Annotated in this window: 14 protein-coding genes; 8 read left to right on the top strand and 6 right to left on the bottom strand. The window is 72.4% G+C overall.

Annotated features, from left to right (window positions below; translation table 11 throughout):
* The first annotated feature begins 4 nt into the window (after positions 1-4).
* Genes ACZYRU_RS23175 through pcrA form a run of 5 tightly spaced genes read left to right on the top strand, consistent with a single transcriptional unit; the run spans position 5 to position 5,679 of the window.
* Entirely contained in the window at positions 5-1,294 is a 1,290-nt protein-coding gene (locus ACZYRU_RS23175; RefSeq protein WP_488959462.1) for an ATP-binding protein, read from the top strand.
* Positions 1,287-1,946 carry a LuxR C-terminal-related transcriptional regulator gene (locus ACZYRU_RS23180; RefSeq protein WP_488959463.1) on the top strand — a complete coding sequence of 220 codons (660 nt, stop codon included), beginning with the start codon at positions 1,287-1,289 and terminating at the stop codon, positions 1,944-1,946. Before ACZYRU_RS23175 ends, ACZYRU_RS23180 begins: the two co-directional genes overlap by 8 nt.
* A complete protein-coding gene (locus ACZYRU_RS23185; protein WP_488959464.1) occupies positions 1,943-2,800 on the top strand; it encodes a M15 family metallopeptidase in 858 nt (285 codons plus the stop codon). Before ACZYRU_RS23180 ends, ACZYRU_RS23185 begins: the two co-directional genes overlap by 4 nt.
* A gap of 32 nt (positions 2,801-2,832) precedes the next feature.
* Complete coding sequence (locus ACZYRU_RS23190) at positions 2,833-3,192, top strand: hypothetical protein (RefSeq protein ID WP_488959465.1); 360 nt, start codon at positions 2,833-2,835, stop codon at positions 3,190-3,192.
* 45 nt (positions 3,193-3,237) lie between these two features.
* On the top strand, positions 3,238-5,679 hold the full coding sequence (pcrA, locus tag ACZYRU_RS23195; protein ID WP_488959466.1) for a DNA helicase PcrA: 2,442 nt from the start codon (positions 3,238-3,240) through the stop codon (positions 5,677-5,679).
* A gap of 297 nt (positions 5,680-5,976) precedes the next feature.
* Here the strand turns inward: pcrA and ACZYRU_RS23200 are convergent, their stop codons facing one another.
* Complete coding sequence (locus ACZYRU_RS23200; protein WP_488959467.1) at positions 5,977-7,089, bottom strand: M23 family metallopeptidase; 1,113 nt, start codon at positions 7,087-7,089, stop codon at positions 5,977-5,979.
* Positions 7,090-7,431: 342 nt separating this feature from the next.
* Between ACZYRU_RS23200 and sucC the strand changes: the two genes are divergently transcribed.
* Positions 7,432-8,598, top strand: coding sequence for an ADP-forming succinate--CoA ligase subunit beta (sucC, locus tag ACZYRU_RS23205; RefSeq protein ID WP_488959468.1), 1,167 nt, complete (start codon positions 7,432-7,434; stop codon positions 8,596-8,598).
* A gap of 18 nt (positions 8,599-8,616) precedes the next feature.
* Positions 8,617-9,513: a succinate--CoA ligase subunit alpha gene (gene sucD, locus ACZYRU_RS23210; RefSeq protein ID WP_488959469.1), complete on the top strand. Its 897-nt coding sequence runs from the start codon at positions 8,617-8,619 to the stop codon at positions 9,511-9,513.
* Positions 9,514-9,579: 66 nt separating this feature from the next.
* On the opposite strand, the gene ACZYRU_RS23215 is transcribed toward sucD, so the two are convergent.
* From ACZYRU_RS23215 to ACZYRU_RS23235, 5 genes are all read right to left on the bottom strand, one after another.
* Positions 9,580-9,747: a hypothetical protein gene (locus tag ACZYRU_RS23215; protein ID WP_488959470.1), complete on the bottom strand. Its 168-nt coding sequence runs from the start codon at positions 9,745-9,747 to the stop codon at positions 9,580-9,582.
* A 21-nt stretch (positions 9,748-9,768) separates the two neighbouring features.
* Positions 9,769-10,470, bottom strand: coding sequence for a hypothetical protein (locus ACZYRU_RS23220; protein WP_488959471.1), 702 nt, complete (start codon positions 10,468-10,470; stop codon positions 9,769-9,771).
* A gap of 38 nt (positions 10,471-10,508) precedes the next feature.
* Positions 10,509-11,951 (bottom strand): hypothetical protein, encoded by a 1,443-nt coding sequence (locus ACZYRU_RS23225; protein WP_488959472.1) that lies wholly within the window; start codon positions 11,949-11,951, stop codon positions 10,509-10,511.
* A complete protein-coding gene (locus tag ACZYRU_RS23230; RefSeq protein ID WP_488959473.1) occupies positions 11,944-12,453 on the bottom strand; it encodes an RNA polymerase sigma factor in 510 nt (169 codons plus the stop codon). The genes ACZYRU_RS23225 and ACZYRU_RS23230 overlap by 8 nt, the downstream gene beginning before the upstream one ends.
* A gap of 101 nt (positions 12,454-12,554) precedes the next feature.
* Complete coding sequence (locus ACZYRU_RS23235; protein ID WP_488959474.1) at positions 12,555-14,504, bottom strand: hypothetical protein; 1,950 nt, start codon at positions 14,502-14,504, stop codon at positions 12,555-12,557.
* A 137-nt stretch (positions 14,505-14,641) separates the two neighbouring features.
* Between ACZYRU_RS23235 and ACZYRU_RS23240 the strand changes: the two genes are divergently transcribed.
* A complete protein-coding gene (locus ACZYRU_RS23240; protein WP_488959475.1) occupies positions 14,642-15,961 on the top strand; it encodes a cell division protein PerM in 1,320 nt (439 codons plus the stop codon).
* The last annotated feature ends 15 nt before the right edge of the window (positions 15,962-15,976 follow it).

Below are 15,976 nucleotides of genomic sequence, written 5' to 3' on the forward strand. Positions count from 1 at the left end.
CACCATGACGACCACTGCGCCCCTGTCCGCTCCGCCGACGCCGCCCCGCGACGTACGGCGGGCCTGGCGCGACCTGCGCGAGCCGATGATCGGCGGCGTCGCCGCCGGCCTCGCCGCCCACCTCGGCCTGTCCGTGCTCCTGGTGCGGGCCGCCTTCGTGATCGCGACGGTCATCGGCGGATCCGGCGTCATGGTGTACGCCGCGCTGTGGATCCTGCTGCCCGCCGGCCCGCCCGCGGAGTACCTCGCGCCCGGCCTCGCGAGCGCGACCCGCGACGGGCGCCGCCCCGGCCGCCGCAGCCGTCGGCTCTCCGACGTCGGCCCGGTGATCACCCTCGCCGTGCTCGGCATCGGCGCGGTCTTCACGATCGAGGCGCTGCTCGGCACCGGTTGGTGGATCTGGCCGCTCGGCATCGCCGTCGTCGGTGTCGCGCTGCTGTGGCGCCAGGCCGACGAGGCGCAGCGCGAGCGCTGGCTCGACGCCACCGGCAAGGCCGACCCGGTCCGCCTGGTCCTCGGTGGCGGCGGTTGGGCCGCGTGGGCGCGGATCGGCGCCGGCGTCGTCCTCGTCGTCGTGGCGCTCGTCCTGTTCACGCTGCGTGACGGCTCGCTGAGCGTCGCCCGCGACGCGACGCTGGCGATCGTGCTCGCCTTCTTCGGCGTCGCCATCGTGCTCGGACCGTTCGTCTACCGGCTGATGTCCGACCTCACCGAGGAGCGCGCCGAGCGGGTGCGCACCCAGGAGCGCGCCGACGTGGCCGCCCATCTGCACGACTCCGTGCTGCAGACCCTCGCCCTGATCCAGAAGAACCCCGCCGACGCCGCTCGCCTGGCGCGCGCCCAGGAGCGCGACCTGCGGGCCTGGCTGTACGCCGGCGAGTCGCTCGACGAGGCCACCGTCGCGAGTGCGCTGCGGGCCGCGGCCGCCGAGATCGAGGACGCGTATGGCGTCACCGTCGACGTCGTCGCCGTCGGCGACTGCGACTACGACGAGTCCGCCCGCCCGATCGTCCAGGCGGCCCGCGAGGCGACCACCAACGCCGCCAAGCACGCCGGCGTCCCGCGCGTCGACGTCTACGCCGAGATCACCCCGGCCGGCATCGACGTCTTCGTCCGCGACCGGGGCGCCGGGTTCGACCCGGACGCCACCCCGGAGGACCGCCTCGGCGTCCGACGCAGCATCATCGACCGCATGGAGCGCCACGGCGGCCGGGCCGAGATCAGGTCCGCGCCCGGCGAGGGCACCGAGGTGCGGCTGCACCTCGACCACACCCCGAAGGAGACCCATGAGTGACCCGGTGCGCGTGGTCGTCGTCGACGACCACGCCATGTTCCGCCGCGGCGTCAGCGCCGAGCTCGGCGCCACGGGCGCCGGCCGGGTCGAGGTCGTGGCCGAGGCCGCCGACGTCGACGAGGCCGTCGCCGCCGTCGTGGCGCACCGGCCCGACGTCGTCCTGCTCGACGTGCACCTGCCCGGCGGCGGTGGCGTCGAGGTGATCCGCCGGGTCAAGGACAGCGAGGTCCGGTTCCTCGCGCTCTCGGTCTCCGACGCGGCCGAGGACGTCATCGGCACCGTCCGCGGCGGCGCGCGCGGGTACGTCACCAAGACCATCACCGGCCCCGAGCTGGTCGACGCGATCACCCGCGTCTCCGAGGGCGACGCCGTGTTCTCGCCGCGGCTGGCCGGCTTCGTGCTCGACGCCTTCGCCGGCGCCGGTCTCTCCGCCGACCTCGCGAGCGTCGACGAGGACCTCGACCGGCTCACCGAGCGCGAGCGCGAGGTGATGCGGCTGATCGCCCGCGGCTACTCCTACAAGGAGGTCGCCAAGGAGCTGTTCATCTCGATCAAGACCGTCGAGACCCACATGTCGTCGGTGCTGCGCAAGCTCCAGCTGTCCTCGCGCCACGAGCTGACCCGCTGGGCCTCGGACCGGCGGCTGCTGTGATCCGGGGCGCGGCGCTGCTCCTCGCCGCCGCGCTGCTCAGCGGGTGCTCCAGCGGTACGACGGCCGCGCCGACCCCGGCCCCGCCGACCTCCAGCCGGGCCGGCGCGTCCGGGACGAACCCGACCGCGTCGCCGAGCGGCGGCCCGGCGTACTCCACCTGGCAGCTGGGCGTCCACGTCCTGCCGCGCACCGCCCAGGGATTCGGCGAGATCCGGCCCACGCCGAAGGCACTGCGGGTGCGGCGCTACCCGACGACGGACCTGCTCCCGGCGCCGGTCGACGGGGCGTTCCGCGCGAGCGTCGGCCCGGTCACCGACGCGATCCGCGAGCGGATGGGGGAGACCTGGTCGCCCGCCTGCCCGGTCGCGCTGGCCGACCTGGCCTACGTCACCGTCTCCTTCCGTGGCTTCGACGGCCTCGCCCACACCGGTGAGCTCGTCCTCGCGGCCACGGAGGCCGACGACGTCGTGTCGGTGTTCCGGGCCCTGTTCGCGGCCGGCTACCCGATCGAGGAGATGCGGCTGCCGACGACCGCCGACCTCGAGGCGCCGCCGACCGGCGACGGCAACGACACCGCTGCACTCGTCTGCCGGGCGGCGCGCGGCCAGACGTCGTGGTCGGCCCACGCGTACGGCCTCGCGATCGACGTCAACCCGTTCCTCAACCCCTACAGCAAGGGTGACGTGGTGCTGCCGGAGCGCGCGTCGGCGTACCTCGACCGCACCCGGACCCAGCCCGGCATCATCCATGCCGGCGACCTCGTCGTGCGCGAGTTCGCGCGGATCGGCTGGTCGTGGGGCGGCTCGTGGAGCTCGCTGAAGGACTACCAGCACTTCACGGCGACCGGTCGCTGAAACCGGGCTCCGGGCTGGATAGGGTGCGGGTCATGGAGACCCTGCGCCTGATCCTGCTCATCCTCCACATCCTGGGCTTCTCGGCCCTGATCGGTGGGCTGCTGGCGCAGGCCGGCCCCGGTGACAAGAAGGTCACCGGTGTCATGCGCGACGGCATCGGTACGGCGTTCCTCGCGGGCCTGCTGCTCGTCGGTGTCCTCGAGGGCGGTGACGACCCGGTCAACCACGCCAAGGTCGGCGTGAAGCTCGCCATCGGCCTGGTGCTGCTGGTGCTCGTGATGGCCAACATGCGCAAGGCGAAGATCCCCAACGGCCTGTGGGCCGGGCTGCTCGTCCTGGCCGTCGCCGAGGTCTGCATCGCCGTGCTCTGGTCGCCTGTCCACAGCAGCTGATCCGGCTCCGCCGGCGTCGGCGGGGCGCCGTAGGCTGGTCGGAGCATGACTGAGACCACCGCCGCGCCGTCCGCCCTCACCGCCGAGTCCCTCCTCGAGGGACTCAACGAACCGCAACGCGCGGCCGTCAAGCACGAGGGCTCACCGCTGCTCGTCGTCGCCGGCGCGGGATCGGGCAAGACCCGGGTGCTGACCCGTCGGATCGCCTGGACCATCGCCGTCCGTAAGGCGCACCCGGGCTCGATCCTCGCGATCACCTTCACCAACAAGGCCGCCGCCGAGATGAAGGAGCGGGTCGCCGACCTGATCGGCAACCGCGCCCGGATCATGTGGGTGAGCACCTTCCACTCGGCCTGCGTGCGGATCCTGCGCAAGGAGGTCGAGCACCTCGGCTACGAGCGGCTGAAGTCGAACTTCTCGATCTACGACACCCAGGACCAGAAGCGGCTGATCCAGCTGGTCTGCAGTGACCTCGAGCTCGACCCGCGCCGCTACCAGCCGGGTCCGGTGCTGCACTGGATCAGCAACCAGAAGAACGAGCTGCGCGAGCCCGACGAGGTCGCGGCCGAGGCCCGCAACTCGATCGACGAGACGTACGCCGCGGCTTACAAGTCCTACCAGCGGCGCCTGCGCGAGGCGAACGCCATGGACTTCGACGACCTGATCATGGAGACCGTCCGGCTCTTCCAGCTCAAGCCGGAGATCCGCGAGACCTACCGCCGCCGGTTCCGGCACATCCTGGTCGACGAGTACCAGGACACCAACCACGCGCAGTACGCCCTCATCCACCAGCTCTGCGGCCAGGACCTCGAGGAGCACGACCCGACCACCCTCGACGGCCTGCCGGCCCACCGGGTCGCGCCGTCGGAGCTGATGGTCGTCGGTGACGCGGACCAGTCGATCTACGCCTTCCGGGGCGCCGACATCCGCAACATCATGGACTTCGAGAAGGACTTCCCCGACGCGGAGACCGTCCTGCTCGAGCAGAACTACCGCTCCACGCAGACCATCCTCACCGCCGCCAACGCGGTCATCGAGCGCAACGAGGGCCGCAAGCCCAAGCGGCTGTGGTCCGACGCGGGCGACGGCGAGAAGATCGTCGGGTACGTCGCCGACGACGAGCACGACGAGGCCCGCTTCGTCTCCGGCGAGATCGACAAGCTCACCGACGGCGGGCTGCGCCCCTCCGACGTCGCGGTGTTCTACCGCACCAACGCGCAGTCCCGCGTGTTCGAGGAGATCTTCGTCCGCACCGGCCTGCCCTACAAGGTCGTCGGCGGGACCCGCTTCTACGACCGCAAGGAGATCCGCGACGCCCTCGCGTACCTCCGGGTGCTGGTCAACCCCGACGACCAGGTCTCGCTGCGCCGCATCGTCAACACCCCGCGCCGCGGCATCGGCCAGCGCGCCGAGGCCGCGATCGGCGCCTTCGCCGAGCGGGAGCGGATCACCTACTGGGAGGCGCTCCAGCGCGCCGACCAGGCCCCCGGCCTGGCCACCCGCAGCCAGACCAGCATCGAGTCGTTCGTGAAGATGCTGCAGGAGCTGCAGCAGATGGTCGAGGCCCGCGAGCGGCCCGACGTGATCCTCGAGACGGTGCTCGACCGGTCCGGCTACCTCGTCAGCCTCGAGAACTCTGACGACATGCAGGACGAGACCCGGCTCGAGTACCTCGCCGAGCTCGTCGCCGTCGCCCGCGAGTTCGCCGAGGACCCCGTCGCCGGCCCCTCGGCCGACCCTGCCGACGTCGACGCCGGCATCCTCGAGCCCGGCCTGGGCGACTTCCTGGAGCGCGTCGCGCTGGTCGCCGACGCCGACCAGATCCCCGACGCCCCTGACGACGACCCGGACGCCCCCGAGGACAAGGGCGTCGTCACCCTGATGACCCTGCACACCGCCAAGGGCCTGGAGTTCCCGGTGGTCTTCCTCACCGGCATGGAGGACGGCGTCTTCCCGCACTCCCGCGCCCTCGGCGACCGCCCGGAGCTGGAGGAGGAGCGGCGCCTGGCGTACGTCGGCATCACCCGCGCCCGCCAGCGCCTCTACGTCTCCCGCGCCATGGTCCGCTCGGCCTGGGGCGCGCCCGCCATGAACCCCGGCTCCCGGTTCCTCGGCGAGCTCCCCATCGACCTCGTCGACTGGCGCCGTACCGAGGCCGACCAGACCCGCTGGTCCCGGCCGTCGTACGACTCCGGGCGCTCGGGTGGCTCCGACGACTACGCCGGCAACCGCTTCGGCCAGCCCACCGCCGCCGGCCGCCGCAACTTCAGCTCCGCGGCCGCTCGCGCCGACGCCGCCGCCAAGTCCAAGCCGGCCCGCGCCATCCCGGTCCTCGCCCCCGGCGACAGGGTCACCCACGACTCCTTCGGCCTCGGGACCGTCGTGTCGGTCGAGGGGGTCGCGGAGAAGTCGGTGGCGTCGATCGACTTCGGCTCCGACGGCGTCAAGCGGCTGCTGCTGCGCTACGCGCCGGTGGAGAAGCTCTGACCGGAGCGAAGCGACGGTCAGAGCTTCATCGGTCATCGAGTAGGACGGCGCGACTCAGGAACGAAGTCGCGGCGACCGTATCGAGATGCGGTGGGGCGAGGTCGGAACTGTGACCGGGGGCAGGCGAGCGCCCCGGTCCAAGGCGTCTCGATACGCCCTCGCCTAGCGGCTCGGGCTACTCGACGAACGCAAGGCGTCTCGATACGCCCTCGCCTAGCGGCTCGGGCTACTCGACGAACGCAAGGCGTCTCGATACGCCCTCGCCTAGCGGCTCGGGCTACTCGACGACCTCAGTCGTCAGGGGGTAACGCCGTGCTGCCGCAGAGCCGCGTCCGGGTCGACCGGGTCGCCGCCGCCGGGGCGGACCTCGAGGTGCAGGTGCGGGCCGGTGACGTGGCCGGTGCTGCCGACGTACCCGATGACCTCGCCGGCCCGGACGGTGTCGCCGGCGGAGACGTTGAAGGAGGTCTGGTGGCAGAACCAGAGCTCGGTGCCGTCGTCGAGCGTGATGACGGTCTTGTTGCCGTAGGCGCCGTCGAAGCCGGCCGAGGTGACCGTGCCGTTGGCGACGGCGCGGATCGGCGTGCCGGGAGGGGCCGCGAAGTCGAGGCCGGTGTGGTAGTTCGACCAGAGGCCGTACTCGCCGAAGGTCGCGGTCAGGCGGTAGCTGTCGAGCGGCAGCACCCACTTGTTGAGCGCGATCTCGGTGGCTTCCTTCTGGGCCTTGGCGGTCAGGTCGCTGAGCGCGGTGGTGCGCTCGGCGGCGGATCGCTCGGCCTCCTTGACCAGGTCCGAGTCGGCGCCCTGGGCGAGGGCGTCGCGGTCGGAGTCGCGGCTCACGATGGCGGTACGGCTGCCGACCGCGGAGGTGCCGAACGAGCCGGTCAGCGCGTTGGGGGAGGTGAGCCGGTCACCGGCAGAGGCCAGCTGCGGGTCGGCGGAGGTGACGACGCCGCCGACCGCGATGGCGATCGTGGCGACACCGACGGCGACGGGCAGGGTGGGCAGGCCGCGGAACAGCGGGCCGGGGGAGCCGGCGTGCTTGACGGCGCGACGCTTGCCGGCCGGCTGGACCGCGCGCAGCGTGGTCGAGGAGTCCGACAGGGAGTCGGGGAGCGGGATGTCGCGCAGGGCGGGCAGCTCGACGGTCGGCATCCGGTCGAGGGAGCGGACCGGGGCCACGGCCTCGGCGGCCAGGGTCGGCTCGACGACCGGCTCGACAACCGGAGCGACGATCGACTCGACCGGCTGGGCGGGCCGGGCGACCCGCTTGCCGACGTACGCCGACGGGGTCTCCTGGGGCGCCACGCGGTTGGCCACGCGCTTGCCGACGTACGACGATCCGGCAGAGGGGGAGCGGAGAGTCGATTCCGGGCGCGGCGCGTCGTGGTCCGCTCGGTGGTTACCCATCGACTGCTGACTCCTTGGGGGGACGATCGTGCAGGCGCGCTTCGCCCCTTGTGCCCAGCTGCTGGCGCCCCGAGTGACGGCTCCGGCCGAGGTGGCCGTCTGGTGACAGCCGGGTGAAACGTGCGTGCCGACCTTAACCGATGCCGGCACGGCCCCGAAATCGTAGATCCCGCTCCTGGGGACAGTCAGGCGAACACCGAAACCCGCCAATCGCGTGACCCCTGTCACGTCGGGTCCAGCCAGCGGTTCCCGGACTCGTCCTACTGGTGGGTCAGGACTATCGTGCCCGGGGGTGTGCCGCTGTGTGCACCGAACCTCTGACCAAGACGTGAGGACGTATCAGTGGACCTGATGGAGTACCAAGCGAAGGAGCTCTTCGCGAAGCACGGTGTGGCCACCACCCTCGGAGTGGTCGTCGAGACCGCCGAGGAGGCGCGGGCCGCGGCCGAGCAGATCGGCGGCGTGACCGTCATCAAGGCGCAGGTCAAGGCCGGCGGCCGTGGCAAGGCCGGTGGCGTCAAGCTCGCGAAGACGGCGGACGAGGCCTTCGAGCACGCGTCCAACATCCTCGGCATGGAGATCAAGGGCCTCACGGTCAACCGCGTCCTGGTGACGCCGGCGACCCCGCCGGAGGAGGAGTACTACTTCTCCTTCCTGCTGGACCGCTCCAACCGCCAGTACCTCTGCATCGCGTCCGTCGAGGGTGGTGTCGAGATCGAGGAGGTCGCGAAGACCAACCCCGACGCCGTCAAGAAGATCGGCATCGACCCGGGCAAGGGTGTCGACGCGGCCAAGGCCCGCGAGATCGCGACCGAGGCGAAGTTCCCCGAGCCCGTCTTCGAGCAGGCCGTGAAGATGATCGAGGACCTCTACAAGGTCTTCGTCGAGGAGGACGCCACCCTCGTCGAGGTCAACCCGCTGGCCCGCCTGGCCGGCGACAAGCTCGAGGCCCTGGACGGCAAGGTGTCGCTCGACGACAACGCCTCCGAGGTCCGGCACCCCGACCACGAGGAGTTCGAGATCCGTGAGGAGGCCGACCCGCTCGAGGCGAAGGCCAAGGACCTCGGTCTCAACTACGTCAAGCTCGACGGCCAGGTCGGCATCATCGGCAACGGCGCGGGTCTCGTCATGAGCACCCTCGACGTCGTCGCGTACGCCGGCGAGAACCACGGCGGCGTGAAGCCGGCCAACTTCCTCGACATCGGTGGCGGCGCCAACGCGCAGGTCATGGCCAACGGTCTCGACGTCATCCTGAACGACGAGCAGGTCAAGTCGGTCTTCGTGAACGTCTTCGGCGGCATCACGGCGTGCGACGAGGTCGCCAACGGCATCAAGGGCGCCCTCGAGCTCCTTGGTGACAAGGCCACGAAGCCGCTCGTCGTCCGCCTCGACGGCAACAACGTCGAGCAGGGTCGCGCGATCCTCAACGAGCTGAACCACCCGCTCGTGACGCAGGTCGACACCATGGACGGCGCGGCCGACAAGGCCGCTGAGCTGGCGAACGCCTGAGATAGAGAGCAGAGAAACATGAGCATCTACCTCAACAAGGACAGCAAGATCATCGTCCAGGGCATCACGGGTGGCATGGGTGCCAAGCACACGGCCCTCATGCTCGACTCGGGCGCCGAGATCGTCGGTGGTGTCAACGCCCGCAAGGCCGGCACGACCGTCACCCACAAGGACGCCAACGGTGCCGACGTCGAGCTGCCCGTCTTCGGCAGCGTGTCGGAGGCCATGAAGGAGACCGGCGCCAACGTGTCGGTCCTCTTCGTCCCGCCGGCGTTCACCAAGGACGCCGCGATCGAGGCCATCGACGCCGAGATGCCGCTGATCGTGGTCATCACCGAGGGTGTTCCGGTGCAGGACACGGCCGAGGTCTGGTCGTACCTGCAGGGCAAGTCCACCCGGATGATCGGCCCCAACTGCCCCGGCATCATCACCCCGGGCGAGTCGCTGGCCGGCATCACGCCGCACACCATCGCCGGCAAGGGCCCGGTCGGTCTCGTGTCCAAGTCGGGCACGCTGACCTACCAGATGATGTACGAGCTGCGTGACTTCGGCTTCTCGACCGCCATCGGCATCGGCGGCGACCCGATCGTCGGCACCACGCACATCGACGCGCTCCAGGCCTTCGAGGAGGACCCGGAGACCAAGGTGATCGTGATGATCGGCGAGATCGGCGGCGACGCCGAGGAGCGGGCCGCGGACTACATCAAGGCCAACATCACCAAGCCGGTCGTCGGCTACGTCGCGGGCTTCACCGCCCCCGAGGGCAAGACCATGGGCCACGCCGGCGCCATCGTGTCGGGTTCCGCGGGCACCGCCCAGGCGAAGAAGGACGCGCTCGAGGCCGTCGGCGTCAAGGTCGGCAAGACGCCGTCCGAGACCGCCGCGCTGGCTCGGGAGATCCTGCAGTCGCTCTGACCTGAGCACCACGAAGGCCCGCCGCCCCGTCAGGGGGTGGCGGGCCTTCGTGTGTCGTGGGCGGGCTCAGGGGATCAGGCCCCCACCGGAGTGCGGCGCCCGCCAGGTGGAGGCATCGGCCTTGCTGGCCTCGTGGGCCTGCTCGATCGCGGCGGCCTGGCGACCGTTGCGGTTGGCCCAGGCCCACAGGGCGGCGGCGGCCAGGACGACGGGGATCGCGATCAACCAGAACATGACTCGATGATCCGCTCCGGGTCAGCTCTTGGCAAGCCCTCTCGCTGCGCGCGGGAGCATCCGCTCGACCGGCGTACCGTCGACGAAGTCGTAGTCCTGGCCGACGACGACGGACGTGAGCACCACGAGCCGGTTGCCCCGGCGCAGCACGCCGGTCTCCATGATGTACGCCGCGTCGCCGCTCGGGTCGACCTCCGGCGGCACCGGGCCGAAGTGGGAGTCGGTGATCACCGCATCCGCGCCGGGGACGCTGACCTTGCGGGTCTGCAGCGCCCGGTAGCCGGTGATCGCGGCCGGCCGGTCCCGGCACTCCTCGAGCAGCCCGTTGACGCTCGACCAGGCGGCCTCGGCGGCCGCGTCGTCGGAGTACTCACCGACGAGCTCGACCATCAGGTCGCTGGTCACCTCGACCGACGGGTCGTCGGTGTTGCGCAGCTCGAAGTCGGCGCGGACGACGGAGGTGGCGCCGGTGCCGGTGAGCCCGTCGGGCACGCACGGGTGGGCGAGGTCGCCGTTGCCGTCGAGGTCCTCGTCGCCGGTGCCGGTGCGGAACCAGTCCGCGCCGTCGCTGTAGACGGTGTCGTCGTCGGTCAGCAGGACCGCGTCGGTGAGGGTCGTGGGGCTCGGCGCCGAATCGGTGGCGACCGGGGTGTCGTCGCCACAGGCGGAGAGGGTGGCGAGGGCCACCAGGGAGATCGCGGGCAGGGCGCAGCGCAGGAGCACGGGAGTGCCTTTCGGGGGAGGGAGGGAGCGAGGGAGGGTCAGCAGCCGGCGGCGGTGAACGCGCACATCGCGTCGATCACCGGGGCTGCGTCGGTGGAGATCGCGTCGACGATCTCCTGCTCGCGGCCCTGCGGGTTGCCCGCATGGCCGCCGCGGTTCTCGACGAGGACGGCCCGACCGACTCGGACGACGAGCGTGGTGTCGCCGAACGGGGTGATCCCGACGCCCTCGGCCGGCTGCTGCCAGCCGAGGACGGCGAAGGCCTCGTCGCCGGCGTCGACGTCGCGGACCTCCCAGCGTGGGGCGCCGTCGTGGTCGGCCGGTCCCTCGGGACAGGCCTTGTAGACCGCGGCGATGGCCGCGGCAGCCTCAGCGGCGGCGTCCTCGCTCGGGTAGGTGGTGACCTGCCGGAAGCGGACGTCCTCGACGTCGACCCACTCGGCGGAGAGCCGGTCGGAGCGGCGGGGCTCGGTCGCGGAGGTGTCGCAGGAGACGAGAGCGATCGGGTCCAGGCCGCGCATCGGGCCGGTCAACGGCTGGTCGGTCTCGTTGCCCGTCGCCGGCCACCCGGAGGAGAGCGGGAAGTCGTCGGCGATCCGGGTCCCGGGCGCGGCGGCCGGGTCGGTGGGCTCGTTCGCACCCGGTTGGAGCCGGTCCGCGGCGATCGGGATCATCCGCTCGACGGGCGTGCCGTCGGTGAAGTCGTAGTCCTGCCCGATGACGGACGAGCCGAGCACCGCGATCCGCGAGCCGACCCGGACCAGGCCGGTCTCGGCGATGAACGCCAGGTCGCCGGTCTCGTCGAGCGACTTCGGCACCGGGCCGTAGTGGGCGTCGATGACCTGGGCCTCGCTGTCCTCGAGTCCGGTGTCGACCGGCCGCGGGTCGAAGGCGGTGTAGTCGGGGCTCTCGGTGGCGGCGACCTGCTCCGAGCAGTCCCGCACCCAGTCGGCGATGGTGTCGTAGGCGGTAGCCGCGCTCGCGGCGTCCGGGAACTGCGCGATCGCTTCGGCGAAGTGGTCGCCGGTGATCTCGACCGACGGGTCCTGGGTGTTGCGCAGCTCGTAGTCGCGCTGGAACACGGCACTTGCGCCGAGGTCGGTGAGGCTCTCCCTGGCGCACAGGTGGAACGCGCTCTGGCCGTCGCCCTCGGTCGTGGTGGTGGTGAACCAGTCCTCGACGCCGTTGTAGACGGTGTCGTCGTCGGTGAGCAGGTCGTGCTGGCTCAGCGGGCCGCTGCGGGCTGGGTCCTTGGTCACCAGGTCTTTGTCGGTGCCCTGGTGGCCGGTGAGCAGCGGGACCGGGGTGGTGACGGCGGCGACGGCGAGGGCGGCACCGCCCGCCACGAGCGCCGTACGACGCCGGCGGATCCGGTCGCCGCGGCGACGTACGTCGGCAGCAGAGAGCGGCATGTCTCCTCCTGCGCGGCCGAGCTCTGCCCCGAACCGGGTGAGCTCCTCGATGGGGTCGTGATCAGGCACGGGTCGCACCTCCTCCCGCCAGGCCGGGCTCGTCGGCGAGCAGGGCGGCGAGTGCCGCCCGGCCGCGACTGAGCCGGGCCTTGATGGTTCCCTCGGGTACGCCGACCTCGGCCGCGACCTGATGGACCGGGAGATCGGCGATGTGGTGGAGGACCAGCGCTTGGCGTTGGGCCTCGGGGAGCTGGCGCAGGGCCGCGACGAGGGCCACGTGGGACTCGTCGACGGCGGCCGCCGTACCGACGGGCTGCAGGGCCCGGTCGGGGGAGCGCTCGCCGCGCTTGCGGCGCCGCCAGCGGCTCACGGCGAGCCGGTAGGCGGTCGTGCGCACCCACGCCTCGGGGAAGTCCGCGCGGTCCAGCTTGCGGCGGTGCGCCCAGGCCCGGGCGAACGCCTCCTGTGTGCAGTCGGTGGCCTCGTCGAGGTCGCCGATCATGGCGTAGACCTGCCCGGTCACCCGGCGGAACGAGGTCGCGTAGAACTCGTCGAACTCGGCTGCGTCCACGTCGACCTCCTCTCGTCCACCGCGATTGCGGATCTGTCGAGGTGGATACGCCGGAGAGCGGAAGGCGGTTGCACGCCCTCTCGACTTTTTTCCCGGCTCGGCTACGGAGCGTAGGGAGCCGTGCGCGCCAGCCGCTCGAGGGCGCGCTGGGCGAGCGCCACGAAGTCCTCGTTGGCCATGGTCGCCTTGGGGGCCGCGACGTAGGCGAGGACCGACACGGCGGTGCCCTGGCGGAGCACCGCGACGTCGTACTCGATGGTGCGGTCGCCGGGAAGCGCGGTGCTGAGGTGCCAGGCGGACAGCGCCTGCGGGCCCTTGCCGGAGCTCAGCAGCTCCTCGACCTCGGTGCCGGCGGTCGCGTCGAGGTCGGGGCAGGCGGCCATCTGCTCGCGGAACCGGGTCACGAACGCGCCGGCGGCGCCCGACGGCAGGGTGCCGACCGTCTGGGTCAGGCCGACCTGCGGCGGCAGCTTCGCGCCGCTGAACACGAAGGTGCGGAACTCGTTGGCCTGGATCTCCTGGTTGCGGAACGTGCCGTAGAGGTGCACGGTGTCGCAGCCGATCGCGCCCGCGTCGATCCGGTCCTCGGTGAGCTTGGCGGCCGGCGTGCCGACCCACGGGCCGGGGTCCGGGGTGATCGGCGGCAGGTCGATCTCGGAGAGCATCCAGCTGGTCGTGGCGGTCGGGTACGGCGCGCGCGGGACCGGGCTCGGGTTCGGGGTCGCGCAGGCCCCGGCGTCGGGCAGCGCGCAGATCCGGGTCACGGCCGTCGCCAGGAGCCGGGCGACGCCGGCGCCGTTGGCCTTCGCCGGCGGCATCGTCGTGGCCAGCGAGGTGACGGTGGTGAACAGGCCGGTGCGGGCCACGCCGACGACGTACGTCATCGCCTCGGCGCGCGAGCGCAGCACGAACAGCGTCGACTGGTCGCCCACGCCGGGCAGGTCGGAGGTGCTCACCAGCTGGGTGCGCGGGGCCGCGGTCGCGTCCTCGACAGGGGAGGGGCAGGTGGCGAACCAGCGGCGGGCGTGCCGGTAGGTGCGCACCGCCCGCTGCTCGGAGGAGGACGCCTCGGCGACCTGGACGACGTTGCGCGGCGCCTTGGGCCTGGTGCTGTCGCGGAAGGTGCGCACCCAGGCGGCGGTGCCCTGCGGGTCGGCGTACCTGGACGGCTGGCAGGGCAGCACCAGGCCGTTGCCGCTGGAGTTGTCGCTCGTCGTGCCCTGCTGCCACCCGCGGCCGGTCACGGCCTGCTGGACGGCGTCGAGCGGCACCAGCGAGGTGTCGGGCAGCGTGGTGATGGCGGGCCCGGACGGCGGCGGGCCGCCGGCAGCGGGCAGGCCCTCGCGGTCCAGGCTCGGGCGCACGCCCGTGCTGTCGGCGGCGATCGCGCCACCGGCCACGAGCGCGACCACGGCCACGGCCCCACCGACGACGGTGTGGGCGCGGCGGCGGGCGGCGCCGGCGCGGCGGATGATCGTGACCCGCGGCCAGGTCACCGTCCGGGTGGCGTCGGCGAGGCCGTTGAGAGCGAGGGGGATCGCGGAGGTCGGGATCTCGAGCGCGGTGGCGAACTGGGCGGCACCCTGCTGGAGCTCGCGCTCGGCGGCCTCGGCGGGCAGCCCGATCTCGTGGGCCATCTCCTCCATGGTCACCGCGGCCAGCTGGGTGAGCAGCAGCGCCTTGCGCTGGACGACCGGCAGGGCGCCGAGCGCCTCGAGGGTACGGCGGGTCTCCTCGCCGAGGTCCTTCTTGCGGTGCCAGGGCCGGGTGCTCGCGCGGCGCAGCGCCTTGCGCCACGCGTCGGGGCGCACGGCGGACTCCGGCTCGGGGAGCCGCCCGGTCTTGCGCCAGTGGTGCCAGGACACGACGAACGCCTCGCGCACCGCGCCCCGGGCGACCGCGAGGTCGCCGGTCAGGGCGAAGGTCTGCAGCAGCAGCCGGTCGCGGGCGTCCTTGTAGAAGGCGTCGAAGCTGCTCGTCAGGTCCGCGCTCGAGATGTAGGCGGACCGGGGCTGCTCGGTGCTCGGGGTCACCTGGTCGTCCGCGGTCATGGCCGCACCAACCTACGCTGCCGGCGGTCACCGGCTCCAACCCGTGTCGCGGTGGCGGTCGTCTCGTCGCCGCGTCTCGGGCCTCCCCGGCGTGGCGGGCCGAACCGGCCGGTCCGGCGCGTGAAGATGGACGGACCATGACGTCCCTCCAGTCGCCGCCGGCACGCCGCAGTGGACCCGGGCGCTCCGGGGCAGCCTCGGACGCCGACCTGCGACGCCAGCTGGCCACGACCCGGCCGCTGGTGCCGACCGCGAGCATCGGCGGCGTGATCGCCGCGGGTGCGCCGCTGCTGGTCTGCATGGCGGTCGCCGTGGTCGGCTGGTTCCTCACCGACGCCGGCGGCGAGGGCGCGCCCAGCGGTGCGCTGCGCGTCGGCGCCCACGGTTGGCTGATGGCGCACGGCTCCACCGTCGCGATCGAGGGCGTCCGGATCACCGCGATGCCGCTCGGACTGAGCCTGCTCTGCGCCTGGGTGGTCTGGCGGGTCGGGCACCGGGTCGGCGAGTCGATCTCCGGCCACGGCCCCGACGCCGACCGGATCGCCGACGGTGCCCGTGACCTCACCGTCCCGTACGCCGCCGGCCTGTTCGCGGTCGGGTACGCCGTCGTCGGCGTCCTCACGACCTCGATCGCCGCCACCGCCGCCTCCTCGCCGTCCGAGGCCCGGGTCGTGCTGTGGTCGATCCTGCTCGGCTTCGGTGTCGGTGGCCCGGCGATCGCGTTCGGCTCGGGTCGCGCGGCGATCTGGCTGCCCGTCGTACCCCCGGCGGTGCGCGACTCCGCCCTCGTCGCCCGCCGGATCCTCGCTCGCTGGGCGCTGATCTGCCTGGTCGCGCTGGTGGCGGGTTTCGTGCTCGACTTCTCGACGGCGGCCAATGTGGTCTCGCAGCTGCACGCCGACGCCGGCGCGGTGCTGCTGATGACCGTGCTCACCCTGCTGCTGCTCCCCAACGCGCTGCTGTTCTCCAGCGCCTACCTGATCGGTCCGGGTTTCACCGTCGGCACCGGCACCACCGTCTCCACGACCGCCGTCGTGCTCGGCCCGCTGCCGATGTTCCCGTTGCTCGCCGCGCTGCCCGACCAGGGCAGCCAACCCTGGTGGACCGACTGGCTGATGCTGACCCCGCTCCTGCTCGCCGCCCTCGTGGCCGGCCAGGTCCAGCGCGACCGGCCGGTGCTCGCCTGGGACCGCGCCGCGATCCGCGGGTGCGCCGGCGGGATCAGCGCCGGGGTCGTCCTCGCGCTCGTGTCCGTCTTCGCCGGCGGGGCCGTCGGGCCGGGCCGGATGCAGGACGTCGGGCCCTACGTCTTCGACGTCCTGCTCCACGCGATCACGTCCTTCGGGTTCGGTGGTGTGGTCGGTGCGCTGGTCGTGTGCTGGTGGCAGCGCGACACCGACGGCCGCGTCCACCGGGCGCTGCGCGCCGTCCGCGCACGGCTGCCGCGGCGGGGCTGACCCGTGCAGGGATCA

Source organism: Nocardioides sp. F233 (genome assembly GCF_057813895.1).

Bases quoted from the DNA above. Each gene is read 5' to 3' on its own strand.
- ACZYRU_RS23235 (WP_488959474.1), bottom strand. From the start codon at position 14,504: ATGACCGCGGACGACCAGGTGACCCCGAGCACCGAGCAGCCCCGGTCC.
- ACZYRU_RS23190 (WP_488959465.1), top strand. From the start codon at position 2,833: ATGGAGACCCTGCGCCTGATCCTGCTCATCCTCCACATCCTGGGCTTC.
- sucD (WP_488959469.1), top strand. From the start codon at position 8,617: ATGAGCATCTACCTCAACAAGGACAGCAAGATCATCGTCCAGGGCATC.
- ACZYRU_RS23240 (WP_488959475.1), top strand. From the start codon at position 14,642: ATGACGTCCCTCCAGTCGCCGCCGGCACGCCGCAGTGGACCCGGGCGC.
- pcrA (WP_488959466.1), top strand. From the start codon at position 3,238: ATGACTGAGACCACCGCCGCGCCGTCCGCCCTCACCGCCGAGTCCCTC.
- ACZYRU_RS23215 (WP_488959470.1), bottom strand. From the start codon at position 9,747: ATGTTCTGGTTGATCGCGATCCCCGTCGTCCTGGCCGCCGCCGCCCTG.
- ACZYRU_RS23200 (WP_488959467.1), bottom strand. From the start codon at position 7,089: ATGGGTAACCACCGAGCGGACCACGACGCGCCGCGCCCGGAATCGACT.
- ACZYRU_RS23180 (WP_488959463.1), top strand. From the start codon at position 1,287: ATGAGTGACCCGGTGCGCGTGGTCGTCGTCGACGACCACGCCATGTTC.
- ACZYRU_RS23175 (WP_488959462.1), top strand. From the start codon at position 5: ATGACGACCACTGCGCCCCTGTCCGCTCCGCCGACGCCGCCCCGCGAC.